We start from the raw sequence: 24,424 nt of genomic DNA, 5'->3' as shown, positions 1-24,424 counted from the left end.
CCCGGCCCCCTCCACCCCGCGGCCGCGCGACGCGGCAGCCGGACCGCGACCTCCCGGCCCCCGACCCGCCGCGCGGTTGCCCCGCGCCCCCGGACGAGACCCGCCGCGCGGTCGCCCCGACCCCTGGCAACCCCCGCCGAAGACGGCGCGACCCGGAACGCCGACGGCCGGCGAGAACGCGCGCGGGCGGGAGGCCGCCGTAAAGCGCGTACCGGGAGGGGCCGCGATCCCCGCGCGACGCAGACGCTACGGCGGGCGGGCAGGATGTGAACCGGCGGCGGCGGGCGCCGGCCCGCCGTCGCCGTCGTGTCCACGACCGCCTTCCGCCACCCGAGGAGAACGGTGCGACCCACCCGCTTCCCGCGTCGCGCAGACGCCCCGGCCACCGGCGCCGCACGCGCCCGCACCACCCCGTACACCCCGGCCCGGCTCTGCGGCGGCGGCTACCTCGACACCATCTGGACCAGCGGCTGAGCTCCCGTCGAACGGAATTGATTGACCGGGCAGCCCCGACCCCCCGGTCAATCCGCACCCGGCCCCGCCCCGCCACCCGCCACCCCACCGTCCCGCCCCCGGCGCGTCGGCCCCGACCTCGGCCCCGCCGACCCTCCCGAAGACCGGAATTGATTGACCGACACCGGGAGATCCGCCGGTCAAAACCGCCCGGGCATAGAACGGATCACGCCGGGTGGCCGTCGGGGGACGGGCCCCGCCGTCCGGCGAAGCAGGCCGAGGTGTCAGGGGAGGCGTGGGGGATGGAGTTCGGGATTCTCGGACCGCTGCTCGTACGGGACGAAGGGGGGAGCCGCGCGGTCCCGGCGGCCAAGCAGCGGGCGCTGCTCGCGGCGCTGCTGGTCCGGCGGGGGCAGGTGGTGCCGACCGAGGTGCTCGCGGACACGGTCTGGGACGGGTGTCCGCCGCGCACCGCCGCCACCACGCTGCGCAACTACGTGATGCGGCTGCGCAAGGCGCTCGGCGAGGCCGGTGAGCGGCTGGCCACGGAGGCGGGCGGCTACCTCCTCGACGTCCGCGCCGAGGAGTTCGACGCCGACCGGTTCACCCGGCTGCGCGACCTCGGCCACGCCCGGTTGCGCGAGGACGATCCCGGGCGGGCCGCCGCCCACTACGAGCAGGCGCTGGCGCTCTGGCGCGGACCGGCCCTGGTCGACGTCCCCTCCGAGACGCTGCGCCGGGCCGAGACCGGCTGGCTCGCCGAGGCCCGGCTGGACGTGGTGGAGGGCCGCGCCGAGGCCGGGCTGGCGCTGGGCCGGCACACCGAACTGCTCGGCGAGCTGCGGTCGCTGACCGCCGCGCACCCGGAGCGGGAGCGGCTCTGGGCGCAGTTGATGACGGCCCTGTACCGCAGCGGCCGCCAGTCGGAGGCGCTCGCCGTGTACGGGCGGGTCCGCCAGGTCCTGGCGGAGGAGCTGGGCGTCGACCCGGGCCGCGAGCTGCGCGCCGTGCACGGGGCGATCCTGCGCGCCGACCGGGCCCTGGCCGCGCCCGCCCGGCCCGCCCGGGTCCGGGCCGGGTTCGTCACCCCCTTCCAACTGCCGCCCGACCTGACCGACTTCACCGGCCGGACCGCCGAGGTCGCCGACCTCGGCGCCCGGCTGGCCGAGGCGGGCGGGGGCACCGGGTGCCGGGCGCCGCTGATCGCGGTCGTCAGCGGCCAGCCGGGCGCGGGCAAGACCGCGCTGGTCCAGCACGTCGCGCACGCGGCCCGCGCCGGGTACCCGGACGGCGCCCTCTACGCCGACCTGCGCGGCAGCCGGCCGCGGTCCGCCACCCCGCACACCGTGCTCGGCGGCTTCCTGCTCGCCCTCGGGGTGCCGTCCGCCGTCGTGCCGGCCGACACCGAGGCCCGGACGGCGCTGTTCCGCTCGCTGCTGGCCGGGCGGCGGACGCTGGTGGTCCTGGACGACGCCCGGGACGGCGCCCACGTCCGGCCGCTGCTGCCCGCCGGGCCCGGCAACGCCGCGCTGGTCACCGCCCGCACCCGGCTGCCCGACCTCTGCGGGGCCCACCCCGTCCACCTCGGGCCGCTGCCCGCGGACGAGTCCCGGGAGTTCCTGGCCCGGCTGCTCGGCCCGGCCCGGGCGGCTGCCGAACCGCGGGCCCTGGCCCAACTCGCGGCCGTCTGCGGCGGGCTGCCGCTCGCGCTGCGGATCTGCGGGGCCCGGCTGGCCGCCCGGCCGTCCTGGGCCGTCCGGCACCTGGTGGAGCGGCTCGCGGACGAGGACCGGGCCCTGGACGAGCTCCGGCTGGGCAGCCTGGACGTCCGGGCCGTCTTCACGGCGGGCTGCGCGGCCCTCGACCCGCCCACCGTCCGCGCCTTCCACCTGCTCGCCCTCGCGCCGTCCGGCACCGTCGGCCTGGCCACCGCCGCCCGGCTGCTCGGCGAGTCCCCGGTCCGCGCCGAACGGGTCCTCGAACGGCTCGCCGACGCCGGCCTGCTCACCGCCCGGGAGCCCGGCCGCTACCGCTACGAGCCGCTGATGCGGGCCTACGCCCGCGAACTCGTCCGCCACCGCCCCTCCCCCGCCCGGCCCGGCCCCCGCGCCCCCCGTCGCGCCGCCCTGGTCGGCTGACCCGCGCCCACCCCGGAACGGAATCCGCTTTTCCGAATTGGCGTGCGCATGGAAAATAACCCTTGCTCTGATCGGAAAAGTCCTTACTACGTATACGCACTCCACAATCCGGTGTTAGCCTCCAGCTGTTTCGCTCGCCGCGTGGGCATTCCGGGCCACGGCGGGGCACGCTGCCCGCACCTGGTCGACCGCGCCCTCGCGACCTGAACAGGGGGAAAGCGTTGGAAAGGGAAACCCGTGCACCGCAGTCGACATCGCGGATGACGCCGGGGACGGCACCCGGGACGGCCCCGGGGATGTCGCGCCGCGCGCTGGTCAGGGGGGCGGCGCTCGGGGTGGCGGCGGTCGGCTTCAGCGCCACCACCGGGGCCTGGGTCACCGAGGCCGCGGCGGCGGGTCCGTTCGACCGGGTACCGCGCCTGGACGGTGAGCTGCGGCTCGACGCCGGCAGCAGGGCCGCCGACAGCGTCGACCAGGGGCGCATCGTGGCCCGCACGCCGGGCGCGGTCCTGCGGCCCGGCTCCGTCGACGACGTCGCCAGGATGGTCAGGTTCTGCGCGGACCGCGGCATCGGGGTGTCGGCGCGCGGCCGGGGCCACACCACCCACGGGCAGTCGCTCAACGAGAACGGCCTGGTCGTCGAGGTGCGCGGGCTCGGGCGGATCCACCGGGTCGGTCCGCGGGGAGCCGACGTCGACGGCGGCGTGCTGTGGACGGAGCTGATGACGGCCGCGTTCGCCCGCGGCCTGACACCGCCGGTGTTCACCGGCTACACCGACCTCACCGTCGCCGGCACCCTCGCGGTCGGCGGCGCGTCCCCGGGGGCCGGGTCCACCCGCGGCCTCCAGATCGACCACGTCCAGGAGTTGGAGGTCGTCACCGGGCGGGGCGAGGTCCTGGTCTGCTCCGACCGCCGCCACGCCGACCTCTTCCGGGCCACCCTCGGCGGACTCGGGCAGTGCGGCATCATCGTGCGCGCCAGGCTCGACCTGGTACCGGCGCAACCCTCGGTCCGGACCTACCGGTTCACCTACCCGACCGGCGACGCGGCCGTCGGCGACCTGCGGACCCTCACCGAACGCGGCGAGGTGCTCGGCGCCTACGTCCTCTGGGCCCCGGCCGGGACGTCCTTCGTCGGGCAGCTCCTCGTCAGCGTCCCCTTCACGCCCGGCGCCCCGCCCGACGGCCGGCACCTGCTGCGCGGTCTCAGCCAACCCCCGTCCGCCGCCGCCGTCACCGACCTGAGCCACCCGGACTGGGTCACCCAGGTCAACCGGCAGGTCGCCCAGCTGGAAGCCGCCCTCGACTACGGACGCCTGGTCAAGCCCTGGTTCGACGTCTGGCTCAACAGCTCGACCGTGGACCGCTTCCTGCAGGACGTCCTCACCGGCCTCAGCCCGCACGACCTCGCCCCCGGCTCCACGCTCCTGCTCATCCCCGCGAAACGGACCGGCGTCGACCACCCCGCCTTCCGCGGCCCCCGGGCGGACGCCACCCCCTGGATGTACCTGTTCGACATCCTCGACAACTCCGCCGCCCCCGGCCCGGACCCGGCGTTCGCCGCCGACCGGCTCCGGCGGAACGCCGAGCTCTACCGCAAGGCCCGCGCCGCCGGCGGCTCCCGCTACCCCATCGGCGCACTCGAATTCACCAAGGCCGACTGGATCGCCCACTACGGCGACGCCTGGCCCGCATTCCAACGGGCGAAAAACCGCTTCGACCCGCGCAACATCCTCAACCCCGGCCCCGGAATATTCTGAACCCCCTTCTCGGGACCGGGAAAAACCCGAAGAAACCCGCCCCGCCCTGGGCGGTTCCCCGAAGGTGCGGGACAGTACACTGGGCCCGGTACCGGGCCCAGTGATCCCTTCCCGAGGAGGTGCGCCGATGACTGCCGAAACGGTCGCTCCCGAGTGGATGCACCACCAGATCACCGCGGACGAGTACGACTCCTGGTCCGAGGAGCAGTGCGCGGGCATCGAGATCGTGGACGGGATGGTCGTCGTGAGCCCGAGCGCGTCCAAGCGCCACAACCGCCTGGCCCGGCTCCTGGCGAACGCCCTGGACGCGGCCGCCGGGCCGGAGTGGAACGCCGACACGGACTTCGACGTCCGCCTGCAGGACGTGCCGCTCACCAACCGGCGGCCCGACGTGGTGGTCTACCGCGCCGAGACCATCGACCTCACGCCCACCCGCCCGGAGCACGTCCTGCTGGTCGTCGAGGTCGTGTCACCGGGCTCGGAGACCACGGACCGCGTCGTGAAGGTGAACCAGTACGCCCGGGCCGGCATCGCCTTCTACTGGCGGATCGAGCAGACCCCCCACGGCGTCCCGCTCGTCTACACCCACCTCCTCGACCCCGCGACCCGCTCCTACCGCGACGCGGACGTCTTCACCGGCACGGTCAGGGCCACCGTCCCGTTCCCGGTCGAGATCGACCTCGGCGCGGTCTGACCGGACTCCGGCGCGCCCGGCCGCTCCCGTCCCTCCGCCCGTCCGCAACGGCGCGGCGTACCGGCAACCCGGAGAAGCGGCACGAACCCGCCTGCGGGCACGCTACGTTGATAACCCGTCACAGACTTCCGAGGGGAACCAGCGGCGTGACCAGCGAGCAGGATGCCATCGACACGGCCGTGGGCGCCGTCATCTCCGCCGTACGGGCCGGCGACACCGCCGGTCTGTACGAGTCCGTGATGCCACCGGCCGGCAGGCGGACGCCGCCCGCCGAGGCCGGGCAGTGGTTCGGCCAGCTGCTGATCCGGCTGGCGCTCGCCGCCGCGGAGTCCTGCGCGCTGGAACCGGGCTGCTCCCGGGAGGCGCTCGTGCAGTGGATCGCGGACGTGCTGGGCCCGCCGCCCACCCCCGCGCTGATCCGGGGCGTGGACCCGGCCCGCATCGACCACGTCACGGCCACCACGGCCGCGGCCGACCACGCCCGGTACGTCGCGTACACCGTCGACCTGATGCGGGTGGGCCTCGCCGCGCCGGGCGACGACGTGGACCAGCAGATGATCGACGCCCACCAGGCGGCGACGAACGACAAGACCGCGCGCATCAACGTGATCGCCCTGCTCGCCAGACTCGCCGCCACCCCCTCCCGCCACAGCTGAGCCCCCGGGCCGCACCACCGACCACCGGCCACCGCCGTCGACGGCCGGCTCCCGGCCCCCGCCCGGGGGCGATCCTCAGCGGCCCGCCGGAGGCGGTCGGCGGGGACGGGGCCGCCCCGTGGTCACGGCCGGCGGGATCGCGCGGCCAGGGCGTCGGCGACGGTGGTGTGCAAGGTGAAGGCCCCGGTGAGGTCGGAGATGTCCAGCAGGCGCAGCACCGGCGGGCTCGGGGCGATCAGTGCGAGTGCGGCGTGGTGGCGGGCGGCCTCCTGGCGGGCGTGCAGCAGGAGGGCCAGGCCGCAGCAGGCGAAGAAGGTGACGTCGTCCAGCATCAGGCCGAGCACGTCGTACGGGCGCCGCGTGGCGCGGGCGAGGGCGGCGCGGGCGGCGGGTTCGGCGTCCATGTCCCACTCGCCCTCGAAGTGCACCAGTGCGGTGGTGCCGAGGCGGGCGGTGCGGACCGCGAACGGCACGCCGGTCGCGGGGACGGGCCGCGGGGCCGTGCCCGGTGGGAACACGTGCGGGCAGGCATCGGTCGGGCGGACGGGCATGGGTGCCTCCTCGTCCCGCCGGGACCCCGCGTCCGGAAGCGCGGGGCCCACGCCGTGACGGCCGTGCCCGGAAGGGTTTTCCGGAAGCGGAGGCTGCGAACGGCGGGGTGGCGGTCGCGATCCGGCGGAAGGCGAACGACACCCCCAGCCTACGCCTCCGTACCCGGCCGCCACCGCCGCGCCGATCGGCACCGGCCGGAGGGGGCGGGCGGGGTGCGGTCCGTCGGGTCGAGCGGGTGAGCGGCTACTCGCGGGCGCTGGGCACCTGGAGCGGGTCGCTCGGCGCGTCGGCCTTGGCGGCCGCCATCTCCTCGCCGAGTTCGGTCAGGCGGTTGCGGCCCATGGCCTTGCGGACCTCGGGGAACCACTCCTCCTCCTCTTCCTCGACGTGGTGGCGCACGTTCTCCATCAGCACCGTCATCTTGGCGTCGAAGCGCTCGTCCGCCGGGTCGAGTCCGGCGAGTTCGGAGAGCATCCAGAGCACCACGTGGTGCTCCTCGACGCTCTCCAGCACGTGGTCGGTGGTGTCCGGCACGGCCTTCCGGGCGGCCGGGTAGAAGATCTTCTCCTCGATCCAGGTGTGCACGGTGAGTTCGCGGATCACCTTGTCGGCGATGTCCCGCTTGTGCTTGTGCGCGTTCTCACCGGCCTTCTCGAACTCCTTGAACAGCTTCTCGACCGTCTTGTGGTCGTCCTTCAACAGCACGATGGCATCCATCGGAAGTCCTTTCGGAGGCGGTGGCGGTGGGGAGGCCCCACGGGGAGGGACAGTTGACGGCGGGCCAGGACACGGACGCGTCTGCCCCGCTCCGGAGCGCGGTACGCACCACCCGTACCGGCACCTCGTCCTCACCGCGCCACCGGCAGATCCCCTGCGCCCGTGCGCCACGCCCGCCTCGAGAGCGAACCGGTCCGCGAAGTTGCCGCGATCGAAGTCGGGCGTTTGGAAATCCCGGCAGCGTCAAGACGGATCCCGTCACCGACAACGCTCGTAGGAACAGGAGAACCACATGAGCATCCTCGCTTGGATACTGATCGGCCTGGTCGCGGGTGCCATCGCGAAGGCCCTGATGCCGGGCAAGGACCCGGGCGGCATCATCATCACGATGCTCATCGGCATCGCGGGCGGCCTGCTCGGCGGCTGGCTCGGCAAGGTCCTCTTCGGCGTCGACTCCATCGACGGCTTCTTCGACCTCTCCACCTGGGTCGCCGCCATCGCCGGCTCGGTCATCCTCCTCGCCGTCTACCGCATGGTGACCGGCAACAAGCACCACGGCCACCACCACCGTCACGCCTGATCCACCCGGCACGCGCAGCGCGGCAGCCCCCGGTCCCGGGGGCTGCCGCGCTGCGCGTGCCGACCTGTCCCGCCCGGTCCGGCGCCGCACTGAGCCGGACCTCGAGTCCCCCACGCGGCAAGGGCGTTGGACGTGAAGCCCGGGGCCTCGACCCGCGACGGCCGCCACCTCGTCGACTGGATCTGCGCACGCGCCCCGCTCACACCGCACCGTCACGGTCGCGTCGCCACGGGGCCGTTCCCAGAGCACCGCGCGCGAGGCGGGTCTCCTTCGTCATCGCGGCGGACCAGCCGACGAGGCCGCCTGGGCCGCTGGGGCGCATCGGGTGCCGGGCGGTGACAGTGCACCAACTTCCAGCAGAGGTATAGACATGACACCTTGCTTGATGGTGTCATGCCATCTGGCGCAGCTGATTACAACGTTGAAATAGCCGCCTCGCCCAACCCGCGCTCCGCTTCCGCTCGCGCTCGACCCGATGAGGCGTCCCGCCCTCAGCGACCGCCCGTACGGCGGCGGCCTCCGCCGCCCGAACCCGCCCCGAACCCGCCCCGGATCCCGCACGCTCCGGACGGCCCCGCCGTCCCCGACGCCCCGGAAAGTGGACCAACGTGGTGAACGACGAAGCCTCCAGCGCACCCCGTCCCGGCCGTCGCGCACTGCTGCGCTGGAGCGGTGCCCTGACCGTCGGGGCGGTGATCGGCGGCCTGCCCGCAGCGGGCGCGGCGCGCGCCGCCGTGCCGCCCGCCGGCCCGCCCGCCGGCCCCGGGGCCGGGGTACCGCGAACCCTGGCCGCGTCCGCCTTCAGCCCGCTGCGCCCGCCGGCGGTGCCGCTGGCCGTGCGCTCGCCCTACCTCTCCACCTGGGTTCCCGCGGACAACCTGGCCGGCACCTGGGCCACCTTCTGGAACGGGCACGTCACCGCCCTGTGCGGCCTGGCCCGGATCGACGGGACGGCCTACGTCTTCGCCGGCGCCCCCGCGCTGCCGGGCGGTCCCGCCCTGGCCACGATGCAGCAGCTCTCGCTGCAGCTCACCGCCACCCGGTCCGTCTACACCCTCAGCGGCGGCGGGGTGACCCTGACGGTCACCTTCTTCTCGCCCGTCGACCTGGGCAACCTCCAGCGCCAGTCGGTGCCGCTCAGCTACGTCACCGTGCAGGCGGCGAGCAACGACGGGCGCGCGCACGGCGTGGACGTCCACGTCGACGTCTCCGGGGAATGGGTGCACGGCGACAGCAGCACGCCGATCACCTGGAACCAGCAGCAGGTCGGCGGCCTGACCGTCCTCAGCGCCGAGCCCGCCGCACCGGCGGTCCTGCGGGAGAGCGGCGAGCAGGCCGCCTGGGGGCGCCTGGTGCTCGCCGCGCCCGCCGGCGCGAGCTGGCAGATCGGCCAGGACACCGTGGTCCGTGCCGCCTCGGCGAGCGGCGGACGCCTCGCGAACACCGTGGACGGTGCCCGGCCCCGGGCGATCGACGACCGCTGGCCGGTCCTGGGCTTCAACCGGGACTTCGGCACGGTCGCCCCCGGCACGCCCTCGCCCGCCTTCACCCTGTCCCTGGGCCACGTCCGCACGCCCGCCGTGAGCTACCTGGGCACGCAGCTCCAGCCGTGGTGGACGCACTACTGGGGTGCGTGGACGGACATGGTGGCGTGGTTCGACGGCGACCACGACGCCGCGCTGGCCGCCGCCACCGCCCTCGACCGGCGCATCCACGACGACGCGGCCGCCGCCGTCGGCGGGGGCACGACGGGCGAGCACTACGCGGCGGTCTGCGCCCTGGCGCTGCGCCAGGCCGTGGCCGGGGCCGAGCTGGTCGACCGGAACGGGTCCCCGTGGGCGTTCCAGAAGGAGATCTCCTCCAGCGGCAACATGTCGACCGTGGACGTGCTCTACCCGACGTTCCCGGTGTACCTGTACCTCTCCCCCGGCTACCTGCGGCTGCTGCTGGAGCCGCTGCTGGACTACCCGGAGCACGGCGGCTGGCCCAACGCCTTCGCCCAGCACGACCTGGGCCGCTCGTACCCGAACGCGGACGGGCACGACGACGGCAACGAGGAGTCGATGCCGGTCGAGGAGTCGGCGAACATGCTCGTCATGGCCGCCGCGGTGATCCAGCGGCTGCCCGCCGCCGAGGCCGCGCAGTTCGCCCGCGCGCACTACCCGATCCTGCGCCAGTGGGCCGAGTACCTGGCCGCCAACGCCCTGGACCCGGGCTACCAGAACCAGACGGACGACTTCACCGGTTTCATCGCCCACAGCTCCAACCTGGCGCTCAAGGGCATCGTCGGCATCGGCGCCATGGGCGTGGTGGCGACCGCCACGGGCAACTCGGCCGACGCGGCCCGCTACTCCGCGCTGGCCCGCAGCTTCGTCAGCCGCTGGACGAGCCTGTCCGAGGACTCCTCCGGCAGCCACCTCAAGCTCGCCTACGACCAGGACGGCACCTGGAGCCTGAAGTACAACGGCTTCCCGGACCGGCTGCTCGGCCTGGACCTGGTACCGGTGGGCACCGCCGCCCGCGAGGCCGCCTGGTACGCGGCGCACGCCGGGACGTACGGCGTGGTCCTCGACCCGCGCAACGACTACACCAAGGCCGACTGGGAGCTGTGGACGGCGGCCTGGCTCGCCGACCGCACCGCCACCCGCGACACCCTGGTCAACGGCGTGTACAACTTCGCCGCCGGCACCGCCCAGCGGGTCCCCTTCACCGACTGGTACGTGGTCGCCACCGCCGCCCAACGCGGCTTCGCCGCCCGTCCGGTGGTCGGCGGGGTATTCGCGCTGCTGCTGCGCCCGGCGGCCTCCGGCACGGTCTGGCGCCGGATCCAGAACCGCAACTCGGGCAAGGTGCTGGCCGTCTCCGGCATGTCCCTGGCCGACACGGCGGAGGTCACCCAGTACGCCGACAACGGCACCGCCGACCACGTGTGGACGCTGCTCGACAACGGCGGCGGCACCGTGCGGATCGCCAACCGCAACAGCGGCAAGGTGCTGGCGGTGCACGACCAGGGCCTGGACAACGGGGCCCACGTGCAGCAGTACCAGGACAACGGCACCCCGGACCACGTCTGGCGTCTGGTGGACAACGGCGACGGCTGGGTCAGGATCGTTAACGTCCGCTCGGGGAAGCTGCTCGCCGTCGACGGGATGTCCACCGCCGACGGCGCCCAGGTCACCCAGTGGGAGGACAACGGGAGCGCCGACCACCTGTGGCGCCTGATCTGACCCCGGCCGGCCCCCGGCACCCCGTCCCGCGAGGAGGAGCGACCGTGTCCGTCCGTCCACTGCGAAGCGTCCTGCTGGTCCTGGCCCTGGTGCCGCTGCTGCTCGCGGCGGGGCCGGGCCGACCGGCCGCCGCCGGGCCGACCCCGGCGGCGGCGGCCGCGGCCGTCTGCGCGCTGTCCTGCGACCCGCTGGACCCGTCCCGGGCCACTCAGGAGACCTTCCCGGTGCCCGACGCGAACCCGAACGGACGGCTGCTGCGCCTGCACGTCGACGACGCCGAGGGCATGGCCTGGGCCAGCATCGACCGGGCGAAGCCGAACGACGGGGTGTGGCTGGACCGTTCCTGGGACGGCGGCCGCACCTGGGAGGGGCTGCTGGGCAAGGCGGCCGTCCCCGCCACCTGGACCGGCACCCGGACGCTGATGTACAACCTCTACGACCCCGTCGGCCACCGCCGCGGCCTGCTGCGCGCCTGCGGTGACGCCCAGGGGGTGACCTGCACCGGGTGGGCGCGCACCACGGTCTGCGCCCAGGTCTGCGACGGCGGCGGCACCGCCCCGGGCGACGACCTGCCGGTGGCCCCCGCCACGCTCGCCGGCCGGACCATCGCCCTGCACACCGACGGGAACGGGACGGCCTGGGCGACCCTCGCGGCCGGACGGCCGGGCGACGAGGTGTGGCTCGACCGGTCGTGGAACGGCGGCGCGAGCTGGCCCGACGGCTCCTCGCTGGGCCGGCTGCCGGTACCCGCCGGAGCGGGCGCGGCCGGCACCGCCCGGTTCAACACGGCGGACCCGCTGGGCCGCCTCTACGGCGGGGCGGTCCGGGCCTGCGGCCGGGCGGTGGAGGGCCAGAACGGCAGCTGCACCGCCTGGGCCCGGCCGACGACCACCCGCCCGGCCGCCGCGGCGGACGCGCTGATGTACTCCTACGACCCCACCACGGGCTACTGGCCGTCCAGTTGGTGGAACTCCGCGGTGGCGCTGACCACCGTCGTCGACTACCTGCGGCAGAGCGGCGACAGCCGGTACACCTGGATCGTCGACCGAACCTTCCGGACCAACCGGGGCGCCTTCTCGGCCGGAGCGCGCAGCTCCGACCCGATCGAGGGCGACTTCATCAGCCGCTCCACCGACGACACCGAGTGGTGGGCCCTGGCCTGGATCGACGCCTACGACCTGACCCGCGACAGCCGCTACCTCGACGAGGCCGCCACCATCGGGAACTACGTCAACGGCCTGTGGGACACCGGAAGTTGCGGCGGCGGGGTGTGGTGGGACCGCGAGCGCACCTACAAGAACGCCGTCACCACCACGCTGTACGTCCGCCTCGCCGCCGCGCTGCACAACAGGCTGCCCGGGGACACGCTCTGGCTCGGCCGGGCCACCACCGGGTGGAACTGGTTCCTCGGCAGCGGGCTGGTCAACGCGGCCGGCCTGGTCAACGACGGCCTCACCACCGGCTGCGCGAACAACGGCCAGACCGTCTGGAGCTACAACCAGGGCCTCGCCATCGGCGCCGCGGTGGAGGTCTGGCGTGCCACGGGCAGCGCCGGCACGCTGGCCACCGCCCGCCGGCTGGCCGACGCCGCCCTCTCCTCCCCCGCCCTGGTGAGCGGCGGCATCCTCACCGAGAGCTGCGACGCGCCCGCCGTGGACTGCGACGACAACGCCAAGCAGTTCAAGGGCGTCTTCCTGCGACACCTCCAGGACCTGGACTCCGTCACCGGCCACGCCTACCGCGCCTTCGCCGCCGCCCAGGCCGACCGCATCTGGTCCGCCGACCGCGACAGCCTCAACCGCCTCGGCCAACGCTGGTCCGGCGGCGGCACCACCGCCCATCCCAACGCGAGCGACTGGCGCACCCAGGCCTCCGCGCTGAGCGCCCTGCTGGCGGCGGACTGACCCTGGAGCGGGCCGGCCGGTGCCCGGGGCGCGGCAGAACGGTCCTCCGTCCGGGGGCCGCCTCCCGTGGCGCGCGTCCGTGACCGCTACGCTCGTGCGCCATGAACGCGACACGCAGCTCCGTGGCGTCCGCCGCGACCCTCCTCGCCTGCGCCCTCGTCCTGACGGCCTGCGGAGACGACTCCGCGGCATCGGCCCCCTCCCTCGCCGCTCCGCCCTCCTCCGCGTCGCCTTCCACCGACAACCCGCCCTCGGCGCCCGGAAGTTCCACACCTTCCGCCTCGGCCGCCGACTCCCCCACCGCCGGCGGCAGCCCCGGGCCGACGTCCCCGGCACCCGCGCCCTCCGCCCCCGCCGTCACGGCCGGCAACCCGGCCGGCCGCGCACCCGTGCCGGCGGACGCCGCTCCGGTGGACACCTCCCACCCGGACCGGACCGTCGGCACGGGCTCACCCGCCGGCTGCACCTCCCAGGCCGTCGTGGACGCCGTGGCCGCGGGCGGGATCATCACCTTCTCCTGCGGACCCGCCCCCGTCACCATCACGCTCACCCGGACCGCCCGCGTCCGCAACGCCTCCGCCCGGGTCGTCCTGGACGGCGGCGGGCGCGTCACCCTCAGCGGCGGCGGTGCCCGTCGCATCCTCTACCTGAACACCTGCGACCAGCAGCAGGGTTGGACCACCAGCCACTGCCAGGACCAGGCGTCGCCCGAACTCACCGTCCAGCACCTGACGTTCGCCGACGGCAACGCGAGCGGGCAGAGCGCCGACGGCGGGGGCGGCGGTGCGATCTTCGTCCGTGGCGGCCGCCTGCGCGTCATCGACTCGCGCTTCGTGCGCAACCGGTGCGACCAGGCGGGCCAGGACGTGGGGGGCGGGGCCGTCCGGGTCCTCGACCAGTACCACGGACTCCCGGTGATCGTCAGCGGCAGCACCTTCGGCGGCGCGGACGGCGAGGGCAACTCCTGCTCGAACGGCGGCGCCCTCAGCAGCATCGGAGTCTCCTGGACCATCCGCAACAGCGTGCTGTCCGGCAACACGGCCACCGGCCGGGGCGCCAACCCGGCCCGCCCCGGCACCCCGGGCGGCGGGAACGGCGGCGCCCTGTGCACCGACGGCAACCACTACGCGGTGGACATCGCCGGCTCCGTCGTCAACGGCAACCTGGCCCACGAAGGCGGCGGCGGCCTGTTCTTCGTCAGCAACGACCGCACCGGCACCCTGCGCACCGCCACCACCACCCTGACCGGCAACACCAGCGAAGGCTTCGAGACGCCCGGACACCCCGGGATCTTCTTCCAGGGCGCCGGATCACCCCGCACCTCCTGACCCCGCCCGCCCGCCCGGGCCGTCCCGACCCGCCCGGCACCGGTGCCGGGCGGCGCGACGCGGCGCGGCTCGGCGCTCGGTCAGGGGGCGGGGGTGAGGGTCATGTCGGCGGGTCCCTTGCCGGGGGTGTTGGCGCAGCGGTGGTCGGCGGCGGGTTGTTCCAGGTGGAGGGTCAGGCAGGTGCCGAGGGCCTGCTGGCCGAAGCGGTTGGGGTGCAGGGACTCCTGGAGCTGGCCCTGGCCGACGCCGGTGGTCAGGAAGCGCATCCACTCGCTGCTCTCGCCGGTGGGCGGGTGCTGGGGGTCGGCGTGGCGGGTGCCCTCCGCGCAGACCTCGCGGCCCTCGAAGGAGCGGGACAGGTCGAGGAAATCGGCCCCGGCGTCGTGGGCGGCCTGGGCGAGGGTGGCGCTGATCTCGGGGACGAGGTCGTCGTGGGCCCAGGTGAGGTCCCGGTCGAAGAACGGGCAGCCGCCTTGGGTGAGGCGGTCGTACTTCTCCCCGGGGTAGCGGAGGCGGGCGGCGTCGGGCAGCGGGGACGGGTAGGACTGCAGGACCAGCCGGTAGGAGCCTGGCTTGTGCCCGGCCCGTTCCAGGGCGGTCTTCACGTCGGCGAGGGTGTCGGCGGCGGCCTGCCGCACGCCGGGCAGCCGCTCCTGGACGGTCTTCGCGGCGTCGGGCGCGCACGGGGAGCCGCCGAAGGGCTTGACGAACTGCTTCGTGCAGCCCGCGATGATGTCGGAGAACCCGAGGTCGTTGCCGCCGATCGACACCACCACGGCCCGCACCGGCTGCCCGCTCATCGCCGCCCGGAGCTGGGCGGCCTGCGAGGGTTCGCCCTTGAACGGCTGCCCGCCGTGCTCGGGCAGCTTGACGGCGCTCGACGTCGCCCCGGAGCAGGCCAGGTTGAGCGCGCGGACGTCGAGCGTGAGGGAGTGCACCTCGGCGACGTCGGAGCGGTTGCAGCCGCTGTCGTAGGAGGAGCCGTACACCCGGTGCGGATCGCTCTCGTCGGACTGCGGGTCGTAGGCCCGGTCGGTGCGGGCCCAGCCGTCCGCCGGTTCGTCGCTGTTGCCGGCCCAGCGCCCGGCCTCACCGGAGATGAAGCTGTCGCCCAGCGACACCACCCACGGCGCGTCGGCCGCCGGTGCCCGGACGTCGGTGGCGTGCGCGGGGGCCAGGCCGGTCGCGCCCGCCGCGCACACGGCGGCGGCCAGGGCCGCCAAACCCTTGCGGCTGTACCAGGAAGAAGAGGTCATGCCCACGGTGTCGGCAGGAGTGCCACGGTCCCCTACGCCCGAACGGTGACTGTCCGTCAGTCGGTCTGATCGGCGGGCGCGGTGGCGACGCGGCGACCTCCGTGCTGGACGCCCGCCGCGCCGCCGAGCGTCTCGGCCCCCTCCCCGCGACCGTGTCCCCGAACGCCACCGCACCCGGTCCGCACCCCGTCCCCGTCCCCTTCGCCCCCGCCGTCCCCCTCCCCCTTCGCCGGAGCCGGTTCCGCGCCGCTCGGCGACCGCCCGGCCCGCACCGTGGCACCCCGGCGGAAAGCCGCCCCCGACCGGCACGGACGGAATCGGCCCGGTCGCCGCCGGCGCGGGGCTCAGCCTGCCGGCCGGTGCCGGGACACTCCCGTTCAGGCGCAACTTCCGCAGGAAACGGGCGCGTTGACCCTCGACGGACACCCGGAGACCGCCATCGACAACAACCGCCTCGTCCCCGGAGGGCGTCCAGTCCGTTTCCGGATGATCCGCCTCGCCCGTCCGTGCGTGCGGAACCGACCAGCAGGACCAGGGCGGCGGCGACGGCGAGCGGCAGCAGCACGGCGGCGCGGCGTTCCCGGTGCACCCGGCACGGAGCCGGCGGGCATGGCGACGGCGCCGTGCGCCGGGTGCTCGGCGGCATCCCCCGTGACGGTGACGCGTCCGGCCCCGGCGTCGGCCGTGACGGCGGCGGCGCCCGGGAGGGCGGGGAGTGCGGCGCCGACGCCCTGCTCGCGGTGGCCGCAGCGCACGCCCTCGACGGCGAAGACGGTGGTGCTGGACATCGGCGGCGCTCCTGGTTCGGTGGCGTGTGTCTGCGCGCGAGTCCACGCCGGTGCACGGCGGTCGGCGGTCGGCGGTCGGCGGTCGGCGGTCGGCGGTCGGCGGTCGGCGGGGGCACCGGACACGCGGCCCGGCGCCCCCTTCGGGCGGATCGGGGAACCGTTCAGGCCGCGCGGCCGACCGGGGCGGCGGCCCGGGGTGGAGCGTGCCCGTCCGCACCACCGCCGCTCTTATTGCACAATATGTGCAAGTGCATATCAATGGCAGGAAGTGGGCGTGGGGATGCCGGAGTCGCCGGTGGTGCTGGGGATCGAGTCGTCGTGCGACGAGACGGGCGCGGGGCTGGTGCGGGACGGGGTGCTGCTCGGGCAGGCGGTGGCCTCCAGCATGGACGAGCACGCCCGCTACGGCGGCGTGGTCCCGGAGATCGCCGCCCGCGCGCACGTCCACGCCATGGCCCCGGTGGTGCGCGAGGCCCTCGACCGGGCCGGGCTGACCCTCGCCGACGTCGGCGCGGTGGCCGTCACCACCGGCCCCGGCCTGTCCGGCGCGCTCCAGGTCGGCGTCGCCGCCGCGAAGGGCTACGCGTTCTCGCTCGGCGTGCCGCTGTACGGCGTGCACCACCTCGCCGGGCACGTCGCCGCCGCCACCCTGGACGGCGGGCCGCTGCCCGACCCCTGCGTGGTGCTGATCGTCTCCGGCGGCCACACCTCGCTGCTCCTGGTACGCGACCTGGCCCGCGACCCGATCGTCCACCTCGGCGACACCCTGGACGACGCGGCCGGCGAGTGCTTCGACAAGACCGCCCGCGTCCTGGGCCTGCCCTACCCCGGCGGCCCCGCCATCGACCGCGCCGCCCGCACCGGCGACCCCACCGCCGTCCGCCTGCCCCGCCCCCTCACCGGACCGCACGACAACCCCTACGCCTTCTCCTTCTCCGGCCTCAAGACCGCCGCCGCCCGCTGGGTCGAAGCCCACCGCGCCGCCGGAACACGACCGCACGTGCCCGACGCCGCCGCCTCCCTCCAGGAGGCCATCGCCGACACCCTCACCCGCAAAGCCGTCCGCGCCTGCACCGACCACGGCATCACCACCCTCGTCGTGGTCGGCGGCGTCGCCGCCAACTCCCGCATCCGCGCCCTGACCGAACAGCGCTGCGCCACCGCCGGCCTCACCCTGCGCGTCCCGCCACTGCACCTGTGCACCGACAACGGCGCGATGATCGCCGCCATCGGCGACCTGCTGGCCCGCTCCGGCGCCGCACCCGCCCCCCTCGGCCTCTCCATCGACCCCTCCGCCCCACTGGAGCACGCCGCCCTCACCCCCCGCCCCCGGCAGACCGCATGACACCGCACCAGGTCCGGCTGCTGCCGCCCGGCGAACTGCTCGACGCCGCCGCGCAGGTCCGCGCGGTCTACGCGGCCGCGTTCGGCGGGCCGCCCTGGCACGAGCCCGCGCAGCGCGCCGACGCCTACCTGGAGCGGCTGGCGCAGGACGCGTTGCGGCCGAGCTTCACCGCCGCGGCGGCCACCTCCCCGGACGGCAGGCTGCTGGGCTTCGCCACCGCCTGGACCACGCCCGACCCGTTCCCCGACGACCGCTGCCACCCCAGGGTGGCGGCCGCCCTCGGTCCCGACCGCACCCGTGGCTGGCTGTGCGGCGCCCGGGTGGTCGACGAACTCGCCGTCCGCCCCGGCCACACGGGGAGGGGCATCGGCGCCGCCCTGCTCGCGGCCGTCACCGCCGACGCGGTCGACGGGCGCTGCTGGCTGCTGACCACCGGCGCACCCGGCGGCCCGCTGGACTTCTACCTCCACCAGGGCTGGCACCGAGCCGACCCGGGCACCGACGACCCGGCCGTCCTGCTCGGCCCCCGCCACCCCGCCCGGGCCCGGCCGTGAGCCCCACCGCCCGCAGCCGCCTGCGCACCGCCCGCCTGCGGCTGCTGCGCCGGGCGCTGCGGCCGGTGGCCCCCGATGTCGCCGACCGGCCGCCGCCGAGCGTGCTCGCCCTGTCCGCGCAGGCCGAACGCCGGTGCGGCGGCCGGGCGGTGGCCGGGACGGACGACGCGCTGCCCGAGGCCGCCCGCCGCTACCTCCCCTGAACGAAGACCCCGCACCCCGTACCCGGAGGGACACCGTGCAGACCGCCGAGATCCGCAGCCGCTTCCTGGACTGGTTCGCCGCCCGCGGCCACACCGTCGTCCCGTCGGCGCCGCTGCCCACCCCCGACCCGACCCTGCTGTTCGTCAACGCCGGCATGGTCCCGTTCAAGCCGTACCTGACCGGCGAGGCGCAGCCGCCGTGGCCCCGCGCCGCCGGCGTGCAGAAGTGCGTGCGGACCCTGGACATCGAGGAGGTCGGGAGGACCACCCGGCACGGCTCGTTCTTCCAGATGAACGGCAACTTCTCGTTCGGCGACTACTTCAAGGAGGAGGCGATCGCCCAGGCGTGGGAGCTGTCCACGGCCGCCCCGGCCGACGGCGGGTTCGGCTTGGACCCGGGGCGGATCTGGGTGACGGTGCACCACAGCGACCGGGAGGCGGCCGCGCTGTGGGCCCGGATCTCCGGGCTGCCCGCCGAGCGGATCGTGGAGCGCGGCGACGCCGACAACTTCTGGTCGATGGGCGTGCCCGGCCCGTGCGGCCCCTGCTCGGAGCTGTACTACGACCGGGGCCCGGCGCTGGGCCGGGACGGCGGTCCGGCCGTGGACGAGGACCGGTTCATGGAGTTCTGGAACCTGGTCTTCATGCAGTACGAGCGCGGCGGAGGCACCGGCAAGAGCGGCTACCCGATCCTGGGCGAACTGCCCCGCCGCACCATCGACACCGGCATGGGCCTGGAGCGGATGGCCACCCTGCTCCAGGACGCCCCGAACCTGTACGAGACCGACCAGGTCCGCCCGGTGCTGGACCGGGCCGCCGAACTCGCCGGGGTGCGCTACGGCGCCGACCCGCAGGCGGACGTGCGGCTGCGGGTGGTCGCCGACCACGTCCGCACCGCGCTGATGCTGCTGGCCGACGGCACCGCGCCGGGCAACGAGGGCCGCGGCTACGTGCTGCGCCGCGTCCTGCGCCGCGCGGTGCGCGCCATGCGGCTGCTCGGGTACCCGGACCCGGCGCTGCCCGACCTGCTGCCGGTGGCCCGCGACCGGATGGCCGGCTCGTACCCGGAGACCGCCGCCGACTACCCGCGCATCGCCGAACTCGCCACCGCCGAGGAGGAGGTCTTCCGCTCCACGCTGCGCCAGGGCAGCACCGTCCTGGACACCGCGATCCGCCGCGCCAAGGACAGCGGCACCCCGGCCCTGGACAGCGCCGAGGTGTTCCGGCTGCACGACACCTACGGCTTCCCCGTCGACCTGACCTTGGAGATCGCCGCCGAGCAGGGGGTGGCCGTCGACCGGGCCGGCTTCACCGCCCTGATGGAGGCCCAGCGCGAGCGCGCCCGCCAGGACACCCGCGCCAACAAGGCCCACCACGCCGACACCACCGCCTACCGGACGCTGCTCGCCGAGAGCGGGCCGACCGACTGGCGGGCCTGGGACGCCCTGGCCACCGAGTCGAACGTCCTGGCCCTGTTCGACGCCCTCGGCGCGCCCGTCGCCGCGCTCCCCACCGGCGCGATCGGCACCGCCGTCCTGGACCGCACCCCGTTCTACGCCGAGTCCGGCGGCCAGGCCCCCGACGCCGGGCACCTGACCGGCGCCGACGGCACGGACGCGGAGGTGATCGACGTCCAGCGGCCGCTACCCGGCCTGGTCGCCCACCAGGTCCGCGTCCTGGCGGGCGAGTTGACCGCCGGCGCGCCGGTGCACGCCGAGGTCGACGCCCAGTGGCGGCTCGGCGCCCGGCAGGCCCACTCCGGCACCCACGTGCTGCACGCCGCGCTGCGCCAAGTCCTGGGCCCCACCGCCCTGCAGTCCGGCTCCTACAACCGCCCCGGCTACCTGCGCCTGGACTTCCCGTGGCGTTCCGCGCTGAGCGCCGCCGCCCGCGGCGAGGTCGAGGAGGCCGCCAACCGGGCCCTGCGCGACGACCTGCCGGTGTCGGCCGCCTGGATGCCGCTGGAGCGGGCCCGGGAGCTCGGCGCGCTCGCCCTGTTCGGCGAGACGTACGGGGAGCGGGTGCGGGTGGTGGAGATCGGCGGGCCGTGGTCGCGCGAGCTGTGCGGCGGCACCCACGTCGACCACTCCTCGCAGATCGGGGTGCTCGCGCTGAGCGCCGAGTCCTCCGTCGGCGCGGGGCTGCGCCGGGTCGAGGCGGCGGTCGGGCTGGAGGGCTTCGGCTACCTGGCCCGCGAACGCGACCTGGTGGCCCGGCTCGCCGAGCAGCTCCAGGCCCCGCGCGCCGAACTCCCCGACCGGATCGCCGCGCTGACGGCCCGGTTGAAGGCCGCCGACCAGCAAGCCGAGCGCCTGCGGCAGCAGTCCCTGGAACAGCGCGCCGCCGAGGCCGCGCCGGCCGCCCGGGACGTCCACGGCGTGCTGCTGGCGCGGCTGGCGGACGGCGGCGATCCCGGCGAGACCCGCCGGCTGGCCCGGGCGGTGCGCGACCGGCTGCCCGCCGACCGGCCCGGGGTGGCGGCGGTCACCGGCCACGGGCCCAAGGGCGGCCACCTGGCGGTCGCGGTCAACCGGACGGGCCGGGACGCCGGCCTGTCCGCGGCCGACCTGCTGCGGGAGGTGCTGGGCGGCCGGGGCGGCGGCAACGCCGACACCGCGCAGGGCGGCGGCCTGCCCGCGGCCGAATCGACCCGCGCGCACGAGGCCCTGGCCGCCCGGTTGGCCGCCCGTGCCTGAACGGGCCGCGGCGACGGACGTCCCCGACCCGCCCGGAGCAGGCCGTAGAGTGGCGGGTGCAGCTGGTTCGCCCCGCCCTCCCGGGCGGGTGCGTCGCAAGAGGGAACCCGGTGCGAGTCCGGGACTGCCCCGCAGCGGTGAGCGGGAACGACCGCCGTCACAGGCACTGGGGCCCCCGGGCCCCGGGAAGCGACGGCCAGTAGGTGGCCGCCTCCTCCTCCGGGAGGACGGCCGTGCCCGCGAGTCCGAAGACCTGCCGCTGCCCGCGGACCGCGGTGGTCCGCGGCCTCACCACGACCCCGAGGGCGGGCGGCGGCGACGGCGGGACACCCGGTCCGGCCGACGCGTGCGCGTGCCCGGGTCCGCGAACTCGCGAAGGAGAGTTCCGTGAAGCGCACCACCTGCTACGGGGTGACGGCCCGATGACGACCGCCCCCGTCACCACCCGCACGCCGGCCGAGTCCGCCGTCACCCTCGCCCACATCATGAGCGAGCACGACACCAACCTCTACGGAACGGTGCACGGCGGCGTGGTGATGAAGCTCATCGACGACGCCGCCGCCGCGGCCGCGGGCCGCCACGCGGGCGTTCCCGCGGTCACCGCCTCCGTCGAGGGGATGTCCTTCCTCGCCCCGGTCCGCGCCGGCGACCTGGTCACCGTCCACGCCCGGGTCGAACGCGTCGGACGCACCTCCATGCACGTCTCGGTCGCCGTGACGGCCGAACGCTGGAACCTCACCGGCCCGGTCACCGACGTGGCGACGGCCCGACTGGTCTTCGTCGCCGTGGACGCCGGGGGGCACCCGCACCCAGTGCCTATGCTGCTTCCTGACGGCCCGTAACTCCCGTCGAAGCAGATCCTGGCGGTGGTTTGTTCGCCTTCGCCATGATCGGCGCACCAGGAACCGGAGGGGACTCAGTGGATCACCGGGTGGCGGCGGACCTTCCCGCCGGAGCGCAGCGGCACGGGCCGGACGAGGGGGAGGTCAGCCGCCGGCTGCTGCGCGAGGGCGGCAGCCGGTGCACCGAGCCGCGGGTCCGCGTCCTGGAGGCCGTCCGCTCGCACGGCGGCCACCTGACGGCCGCCCAGATCCAGGCCCGGGTCACCGCGGGCGGGCGCCGCGTCGACCTCTCCACCGTCTACCGGACGGTGGAGCGGCTGATGGGGCTGGGCCTGCTGCACTCGCTGCGCGGGCCGGGCGGCGAGCTCACCTTCGGCATGGCGGGCGAACCGCACCACCACGCCGTGTGCGCCGGCTGCGGCGCGGTCGCCGAGTTCCCGGTCGCCCTGCTGGACGACGGCCTGTCCGCGGCGGCGGCGCACACCGGCTTCCGGGTCGACACGGTGGTGCTCAGCGGCCGGTGCCCCGCCTGCCGTGGCACCGGCTGACGCCGGGTCAGACCTTGGCGGCGGCCCGGTCGGCCCAGCGCTGCTCGACGCCGCTGAACCGCCAGTAGGCCAGCGCGGCCGCCCAGACCACGACGAACAGGCCGACGATGACGTAGCCGACGTTGTCGAGGCTGATGTCAGCGATCCACGTGCTCACCGGGTCGGCGAGGTCGAGCTTCTCGTGCAGCACGCTCACCAGCTCGATGGTGCCGATGAAGAACGCCACCGCGATCGACAGGCCGGTGATGGTGAGGTTGTAGTACACCTTGCGCACCGGGTTGGAGAACGCCCAGTGGTAGGCGAAGTTCATGAACGTGCCGTCCAGGGTGTCGAACAGGCTCATGCCGCAGGCGAACAGCAGCGGCAGGCACAGGATCGCGTACCAGGGCAGGCCGGAGGCCGCGCCGGAGCCGGCCATCACCATCAGCGCCACCTCGGTGGCGGTGTCGAAGCCGAGGCCGAACAGCACCCCGAGCGGGTACATCTGCCAGGGGCGGCGGATCGAGCGGGTGAACCGGCCCAGGACGCGGTTCATGAAGCCGCGCTCGTCGAGGTGCTTCTCCAGCTGCGCCTCGTCGTACCGGCCGGCCCGCATCTCCCGGTAGACCTTGTAGATCCCGGCCAGCGCCACCAGGTTGATGGCCGCGATGACGTACAGGAAGACGCCCGAGACGCTGGTGCCGATCACGCCGAGCACCCCGTGCACCGAGGAATCCTCGTTCACCAGGGTGCCGGCGAACCTGACGCCCGCCGCCAGCAGCGCGGCCATCCCCAGCACGATGCTGGAGTGGCCGAGGGCGAACCAGAACCCGACCGAGACCGGGCGCTGCCCGTCGGCCATCAGCTTGCGGGTGGTGTTGTCGATCGCGGCGATGTGGTCGGCGTCGAAGGCGTGCCGCATGCCCAGGGTGTAGGCGGTGACGCCCAGGCCCACACCGAACACCTGAGTGCCCACCGCGTAGTGGTGCGGGGCGACCAGGAGCAGCAGCGTGCCGAACGCGACGACGTGCAGGGCGGCTATCACGCCCAGCAGGGCGGCGGTGCGCACGGTGTCCCCGCGCTGCCAGCGCGGCGGCAGCGGTGTTCGGACGGTGTCGACGGTGACGGTCATGGGCGGCCTCTCCAGCTCCTCGATGGGGGCGCTCCCGGCCAGTGGCCGGGGAACGTGGTGCCGTGGCCGGTCTCCTGGCTCAGGTTCTCCCGCCCGCCCGCTGCCGGGCACGGCGGGGCGCGTCCTCCTCCCGCCTTCCCGGTGACCCGGTGGCTGCCCGCGCGAGCGGGCCCGACGAGGACGCTTCCCCATGACAGTGGCGAGGGCCGCTCCGGACTCCCGTGACGAGCACGGTGCACCGGATTCCCGAACACCACGGCGGGACGAGCCTAGGGGGCTGGCGACGCTGTCGACAACCATGTGCAATTGCGCATTGGTTGCCGCAGGGTCCCGCCGGTGCGGGGCCGGCGCTGCGTCCCGGCGGGCGCCGGTTGGGAAGACGATCGTCAGCGGAAGGACAGGCGCCTCGCACGACTGACGGGCCGGCCCCGCGAACGACATGCTGATGCATGATCTTCCTAGTTGCAAGCACTTCGCAATAGTGTTGGTCCGGCACGACCACCACTGTCGAAAGGAACTGCCCGACCATGTCCGCGTACACGCTGCCTGACCTCCCGTACGACTACTCCGCCCTGGAGCGGGCGATGTCCGCCGAGATCCTGGAGCTGCACCACTCCAAGCACCACCAGGCCTACGTCAACGGCGCCAACTCGACGCTCGACCAGCTCGCCGAGGCCCGCGACAAGGAGCAGTTCGGCTCGCTGGTCGGCCTCCAGAAGACGCTGGCCTTCAACCTCTCCGGCCACGTCCTGCACTCGCTGTTCTGGCAGAACCTCTCCCCCGAGGGCGGCGACCGCCCCGACGGCCCGCTCGCCGACGCCATCACCGGGCACTTCGGCTCCTTCGAGGCGTTCCAGCAGCAGCTCACCACCGCCACCGTCGGCGTCCAGGGCTCCGGCTGGGGCATCCTCTCCTGGGAACCGCTCGGCAAGCGCCTGATCATCGAGCAGGTCTACGACCACCACGGCAACGTCGGCCAGGGCACCACCCCCCTCCTCGCCTTCGACGCCTGGGAGCACGCCTACTACCTCCAGTACAAGAACGTCCGCCCCGACTACGTCACCCGCCTCTG

Annotated in this window: 21 protein-coding genes and 2 riboswitches; of the genes, 16 read left to right on the top strand and 5 right to left on the bottom strand. The window is 75.0% G+C overall.

Going from position 1 to position 24,424, the window contains the following annotated elements; translation table 11 throughout:
• Positions 1-342 precede the first annotated feature (342 nt).
• The 5 genes from K353_RS36645 (at position 343) to K353_RS26300 (ending at position 5,701) form a co-directional block, all read left to right on the top strand.
• Entirely contained in the window at positions 343-474 is a 132-nt protein-coding gene (locus K353_RS36645; protein ID WP_255410770.1) for a hypothetical protein, read from the top strand.
• Positions 475-755: 281 nt separating this feature from the next.
• Positions 756-2,591, top strand: a complete 1,836-nt coding sequence (locus tag K353_RS26315) for an AfsR/SARP family transcriptional regulator (protein ID WP_111556020.1) — start codon at positions 756-758, stop codon at positions 2,589-2,591.
• Between the two features lie 296 nt (positions 2,592-2,887).
• On the top strand, positions 2,888-4,351 hold the full coding sequence (locus K353_RS26310; RefSeq protein WP_158585492.1) for an FAD-binding protein: 1,464 nt from the start codon (positions 2,888-2,890) through the stop codon (positions 4,349-4,351).
• 127 nt (positions 4,352-4,478) lie between these two features.
• Positions 4,479-5,045 carry a Uma2 family endonuclease gene (locus tag K353_RS26305; protein ID WP_111556018.1) on the top strand — a complete coding sequence of 189 codons (567 nt, stop codon included), beginning with the start codon at positions 4,479-4,481 and terminating at the stop codon, positions 5,043-5,045.
• A 146-nt stretch (positions 5,046-5,191) separates the two neighbouring features.
• Positions 5,192-5,701, top strand: a complete 510-nt coding sequence (locus K353_RS26300) for a hypothetical protein (protein WP_111556017.1) — start codon at positions 5,192-5,194, stop codon at positions 5,699-5,701.
• A gap of 122 nt (positions 5,702-5,823) precedes the next feature.
• Here the strand turns inward: K353_RS26300 and K353_RS26295 are convergent, their stop codons facing one another.
• Entirely contained in the window at positions 5,824-6,252 is a 429-nt protein-coding gene (locus K353_RS26295; protein ID WP_111556016.1) for an anti-sigma factor antagonist, read from the bottom strand.
• Between the two features lie 244 nt (positions 6,253-6,496).
• The gene (locus K353_RS26290) at positions 6,497-6,970 is read right to left on the bottom strand and encodes a hemerythrin domain-containing protein (protein WP_111556015.1); all 474 of its coding nucleotides are present in this window, start codon (positions 6,968-6,970) and stop codon (positions 6,497-6,499) included.
• A 292-nt stretch (positions 6,971-7,262) separates the two neighbouring features.
• Between K353_RS26290 and K353_RS26285 the strand changes: the two genes are divergently transcribed.
• The 4 genes from K353_RS26285 to K353_RS26270 all read left to right on the top strand — a co-directional run bounded on the left by K353_RS26285 (position 7,263) and on the right by K353_RS26270 (position 14,009).
• Positions 7,263-7,550 carry a GlsB/YeaQ/YmgE family stress response membrane protein gene (locus K353_RS26285; RefSeq protein ID WP_111556014.1) on the top strand — a complete coding sequence of 96 codons (288 nt, stop codon included), beginning with the start codon at positions 7,263-7,265 and terminating at the stop codon, positions 7,548-7,550.
• A gap of 611 nt (positions 7,551-8,161) precedes the next feature.
• Positions 8,162-10,777, top strand: coding sequence for a DUF5127 domain-containing protein (locus K353_RS26280; protein WP_233533845.1), 2,616 nt, complete (start codon positions 8,162-8,164; stop codon positions 10,775-10,777).
• A gap of 44 nt (positions 10,778-10,821) precedes the next feature.
• Positions 10,822-12,681 carry a glycoside hydrolase family 76 protein gene (locus K353_RS26275; RefSeq protein WP_370447659.1) on the top strand — a complete coding sequence of 620 codons (1,860 nt, stop codon included), beginning with the start codon at positions 10,822-10,824 and terminating at the stop codon, positions 12,679-12,681.
• Between the two features lie 101 nt (positions 12,682-12,782).
• Positions 12,783-14,009: a hypothetical protein gene (locus K353_RS26270; protein ID WP_199528251.1), complete on the top strand. Its 1,227-nt coding sequence runs from the start codon at positions 12,783-12,785 to the stop codon at positions 14,007-14,009.
• Positions 14,010-14,089: 80 nt separating this feature from the next.
• Here K353_RS26270 and K353_RS26265 read toward each other — a convergent pair whose 3' ends face one another.
• Together K353_RS26265 and K353_RS33930 are read right to left on the bottom strand one after the other, a co-directional pair.
• Positions 14,090-15,265 carry a GDSL-type esterase/lipase family protein gene (locus K353_RS26265; RefSeq protein WP_233533844.1) on the bottom strand — a complete coding sequence of 392 codons (1,176 nt, stop codon included), beginning with the start codon at positions 15,263-15,265 and terminating at the stop codon, positions 14,090-14,092.
• A gap of 377 nt (positions 15,266-15,642) precedes the next feature.
• Positions 15,643-16,053: a cation transporter gene (locus tag K353_RS33930; protein WP_146616573.1), complete on the bottom strand. Its 411-nt coding sequence runs from the start codon at positions 16,051-16,053 to the stop codon at positions 15,643-15,645.
• Positions 16,054-16,333: 280 nt separating this feature from the next.
• Between K353_RS33930 and tsaD the strand changes: the two genes are divergently transcribed.
• The 6 genes from tsaD (at position 16,334) to K353_RS26230 (ending at position 22,241) form a co-directional block, all read left to right on the top strand.
• Positions 16,334-17,398, top strand: a complete 1,065-nt coding sequence (gene tsaD, locus K353_RS26255; RefSeq protein WP_111556012.1) for a tRNA (adenosine(37)-N6)-threonylcarbamoyltransferase complex transferase subunit TsaD — start codon at positions 16,334-16,336, stop codon at positions 17,396-17,398.
• Complete coding sequence (locus K353_RS26250) at positions 17,395-17,952, top strand: GNAT family N-acetyltransferase (protein WP_111556011.1); 558 nt, start codon at positions 17,395-17,397, stop codon at positions 17,950-17,952. The genes tsaD and K353_RS26250 overlap by 4 nt, the downstream gene beginning before the upstream one ends.
• On the top strand, positions 17,949-18,155 hold the full coding sequence (locus K353_RS26245; RefSeq protein WP_111556010.1) for a hypothetical protein: 207 nt from the start codon (positions 17,949-17,951) through the stop codon (positions 18,153-18,155). The genes K353_RS26250 and K353_RS26245 overlap by 4 nt, the downstream gene beginning before the upstream one ends.
• 35 nt (positions 18,156-18,190) lie before the next feature.
• Positions 18,191-20,851 carry an alanine--tRNA ligase gene (gene alaS / locus K353_RS26240; protein WP_111556009.1) on the top strand — a complete coding sequence of 887 codons (2,661 nt, stop codon included), beginning with the start codon at positions 18,191-18,193 and terminating at the stop codon, positions 20,849-20,851.
• A gap of 97 nt (positions 20,852-20,948) precedes the next feature.
• A riboswitch (cobalamin riboswitch) is annotated at positions 20,949-21,106 on the top strand.
• Positions 21,107-21,273: 167 nt separating this feature from the next.
• On the top strand, positions 21,274-21,693 hold the full coding sequence (locus K353_RS26235; RefSeq protein WP_111556008.1) for an acyl-CoA thioesterase: 420 nt from the start codon (positions 21,274-21,276) through the stop codon (positions 21,691-21,693).
• Positions 21,694-21,782: 89 nt separating this feature from the next.
• Complete coding sequence (locus K353_RS26230) at positions 21,783-22,241, top strand: Fur family transcriptional regulator (RefSeq protein WP_158585491.1); 459 nt, start codon at positions 21,783-21,785, stop codon at positions 22,239-22,241.
• A gap of 7 nt (positions 22,242-22,248) precedes the next feature.
• Here K353_RS26230 and K353_RS26225 read toward each other — a convergent pair whose 3' ends face one another.
• On the bottom strand, positions 22,249-23,352 hold the full coding sequence (locus K353_RS26225) for a HoxN/HupN/NixA family nickel/cobalt transporter (RefSeq protein ID WP_111556006.1): 1,104 nt from the start codon (positions 23,350-23,352) through the stop codon (positions 22,249-22,251).
• 46 nt (positions 23,353-23,398) lie between these two features.
• A riboswitch (cobalamin riboswitch) is annotated at positions 23,399-23,625 on the bottom strand.
• A 254-nt stretch (positions 23,626-23,879) separates the two neighbouring features.
• Between K353_RS26225 and K353_RS26220 the strand changes: the two genes are divergently transcribed.
• Positions 23,880-24,424 (top strand): superoxide dismutase (locus tag K353_RS26220; protein ID WP_111556005.1); only part of this gene is annotated, 545 nt, incomplete at its 3' end.

Source organism: Kitasatospora sp. SolWspMP-SS2h (assembly GCF_003259315.1).
Classification (GTDB): domain Bacteria; phylum Actinomycetota; class Actinomycetes; order Streptomycetales; family Streptomycetaceae; genus Kitasatospora; species Kitasatospora fiedleri.
The sequence above is the reverse complement of the archived record's forward strand: the minus strand, read 5'-3'. Positions and strand labels throughout refer to the sequence as shown.

Bases quoted from the DNA above. Each gene is read 5' to 3' on its own strand.
- K353_RS26315 (WP_111556020.1), top strand. From the start codon at position 756: ATGGAGTTCGGGATTCTCGGACCGCTGCTCGTACGGGACGAAGGGGGG.
- K353_RS26310 (WP_158585492.1), top strand. From the start codon at position 2,888: ATGTCGCGCCGCGCGCTGGTCAGGGGGGCGGCGCTCGGGGTGGCGGCG.
- K353_RS26305 (WP_111556018.1), top strand. From the start codon at position 4,479: ATGACTGCCGAAACGGTCGCTCCCGAGTGGATGCACCACCAGATCACC.
- K353_RS26295 (WP_111556016.1), bottom strand. From the start codon at position 6,252: ATGCCCGTCCGCCCGACCGATGCCTGCCCGCACGTGTTCCCACCGGGC.
- K353_RS26290 (WP_111556015.1), bottom strand. From the start codon at position 6,970: ATGGATGCCATCGTGCTGTTGAAGGACGACCACAAGACGGTCGAGAAG.
- K353_RS26285 (WP_111556014.1), top strand. From the start codon at position 7,263: ATGAGCATCCTCGCTTGGATACTGATCGGCCTGGTCGCGGGTGCCATC.
- K353_RS26270 (WP_199528251.1), top strand. From the start codon at position 12,783: ATGAACGCGACACGCAGCTCCGTGGCGTCCGCCGCGACCCTCCTCGCC.
- K353_RS26265 (WP_233533844.1), bottom strand. From the start codon at position 15,265: ATGACCTCTTCTTCCTGGTACAGCCGCAAGGGTTTGGCGGCCCTGGCC.
- K353_RS33930 (WP_146616573.1), bottom strand. From the start codon at position 16,053: ATGTCCAGCACCACCGTCTTCGCCGTCGAGGGCGTGCGCTGCGGCCAC.
- tsaD (WP_111556012.1), top strand. From the start codon at position 16,334: ATGCCGGAGTCGCCGGTGGTGCTGGGGATCGAGTCGTCGTGCGACGAG.
- K353_RS26250 (WP_111556011.1), top strand. From the start codon at position 17,395: ATGACACCGCACCAGGTCCGGCTGCTGCCGCCCGGCGAACTGCTCGAC.
- K353_RS26235 (WP_111556008.1), top strand. From the start codon at position 21,274: ATGACGACCGCCCCCGTCACCACCCGCACGCCGGCCGAGTCCGCCGTC.
- K353_RS26225 (WP_111556006.1), bottom strand. From the start codon at position 23,352: ATGACCGTCACCGTCGACACCGTCCGAACACCGCTGCCGCCGCGCTGG.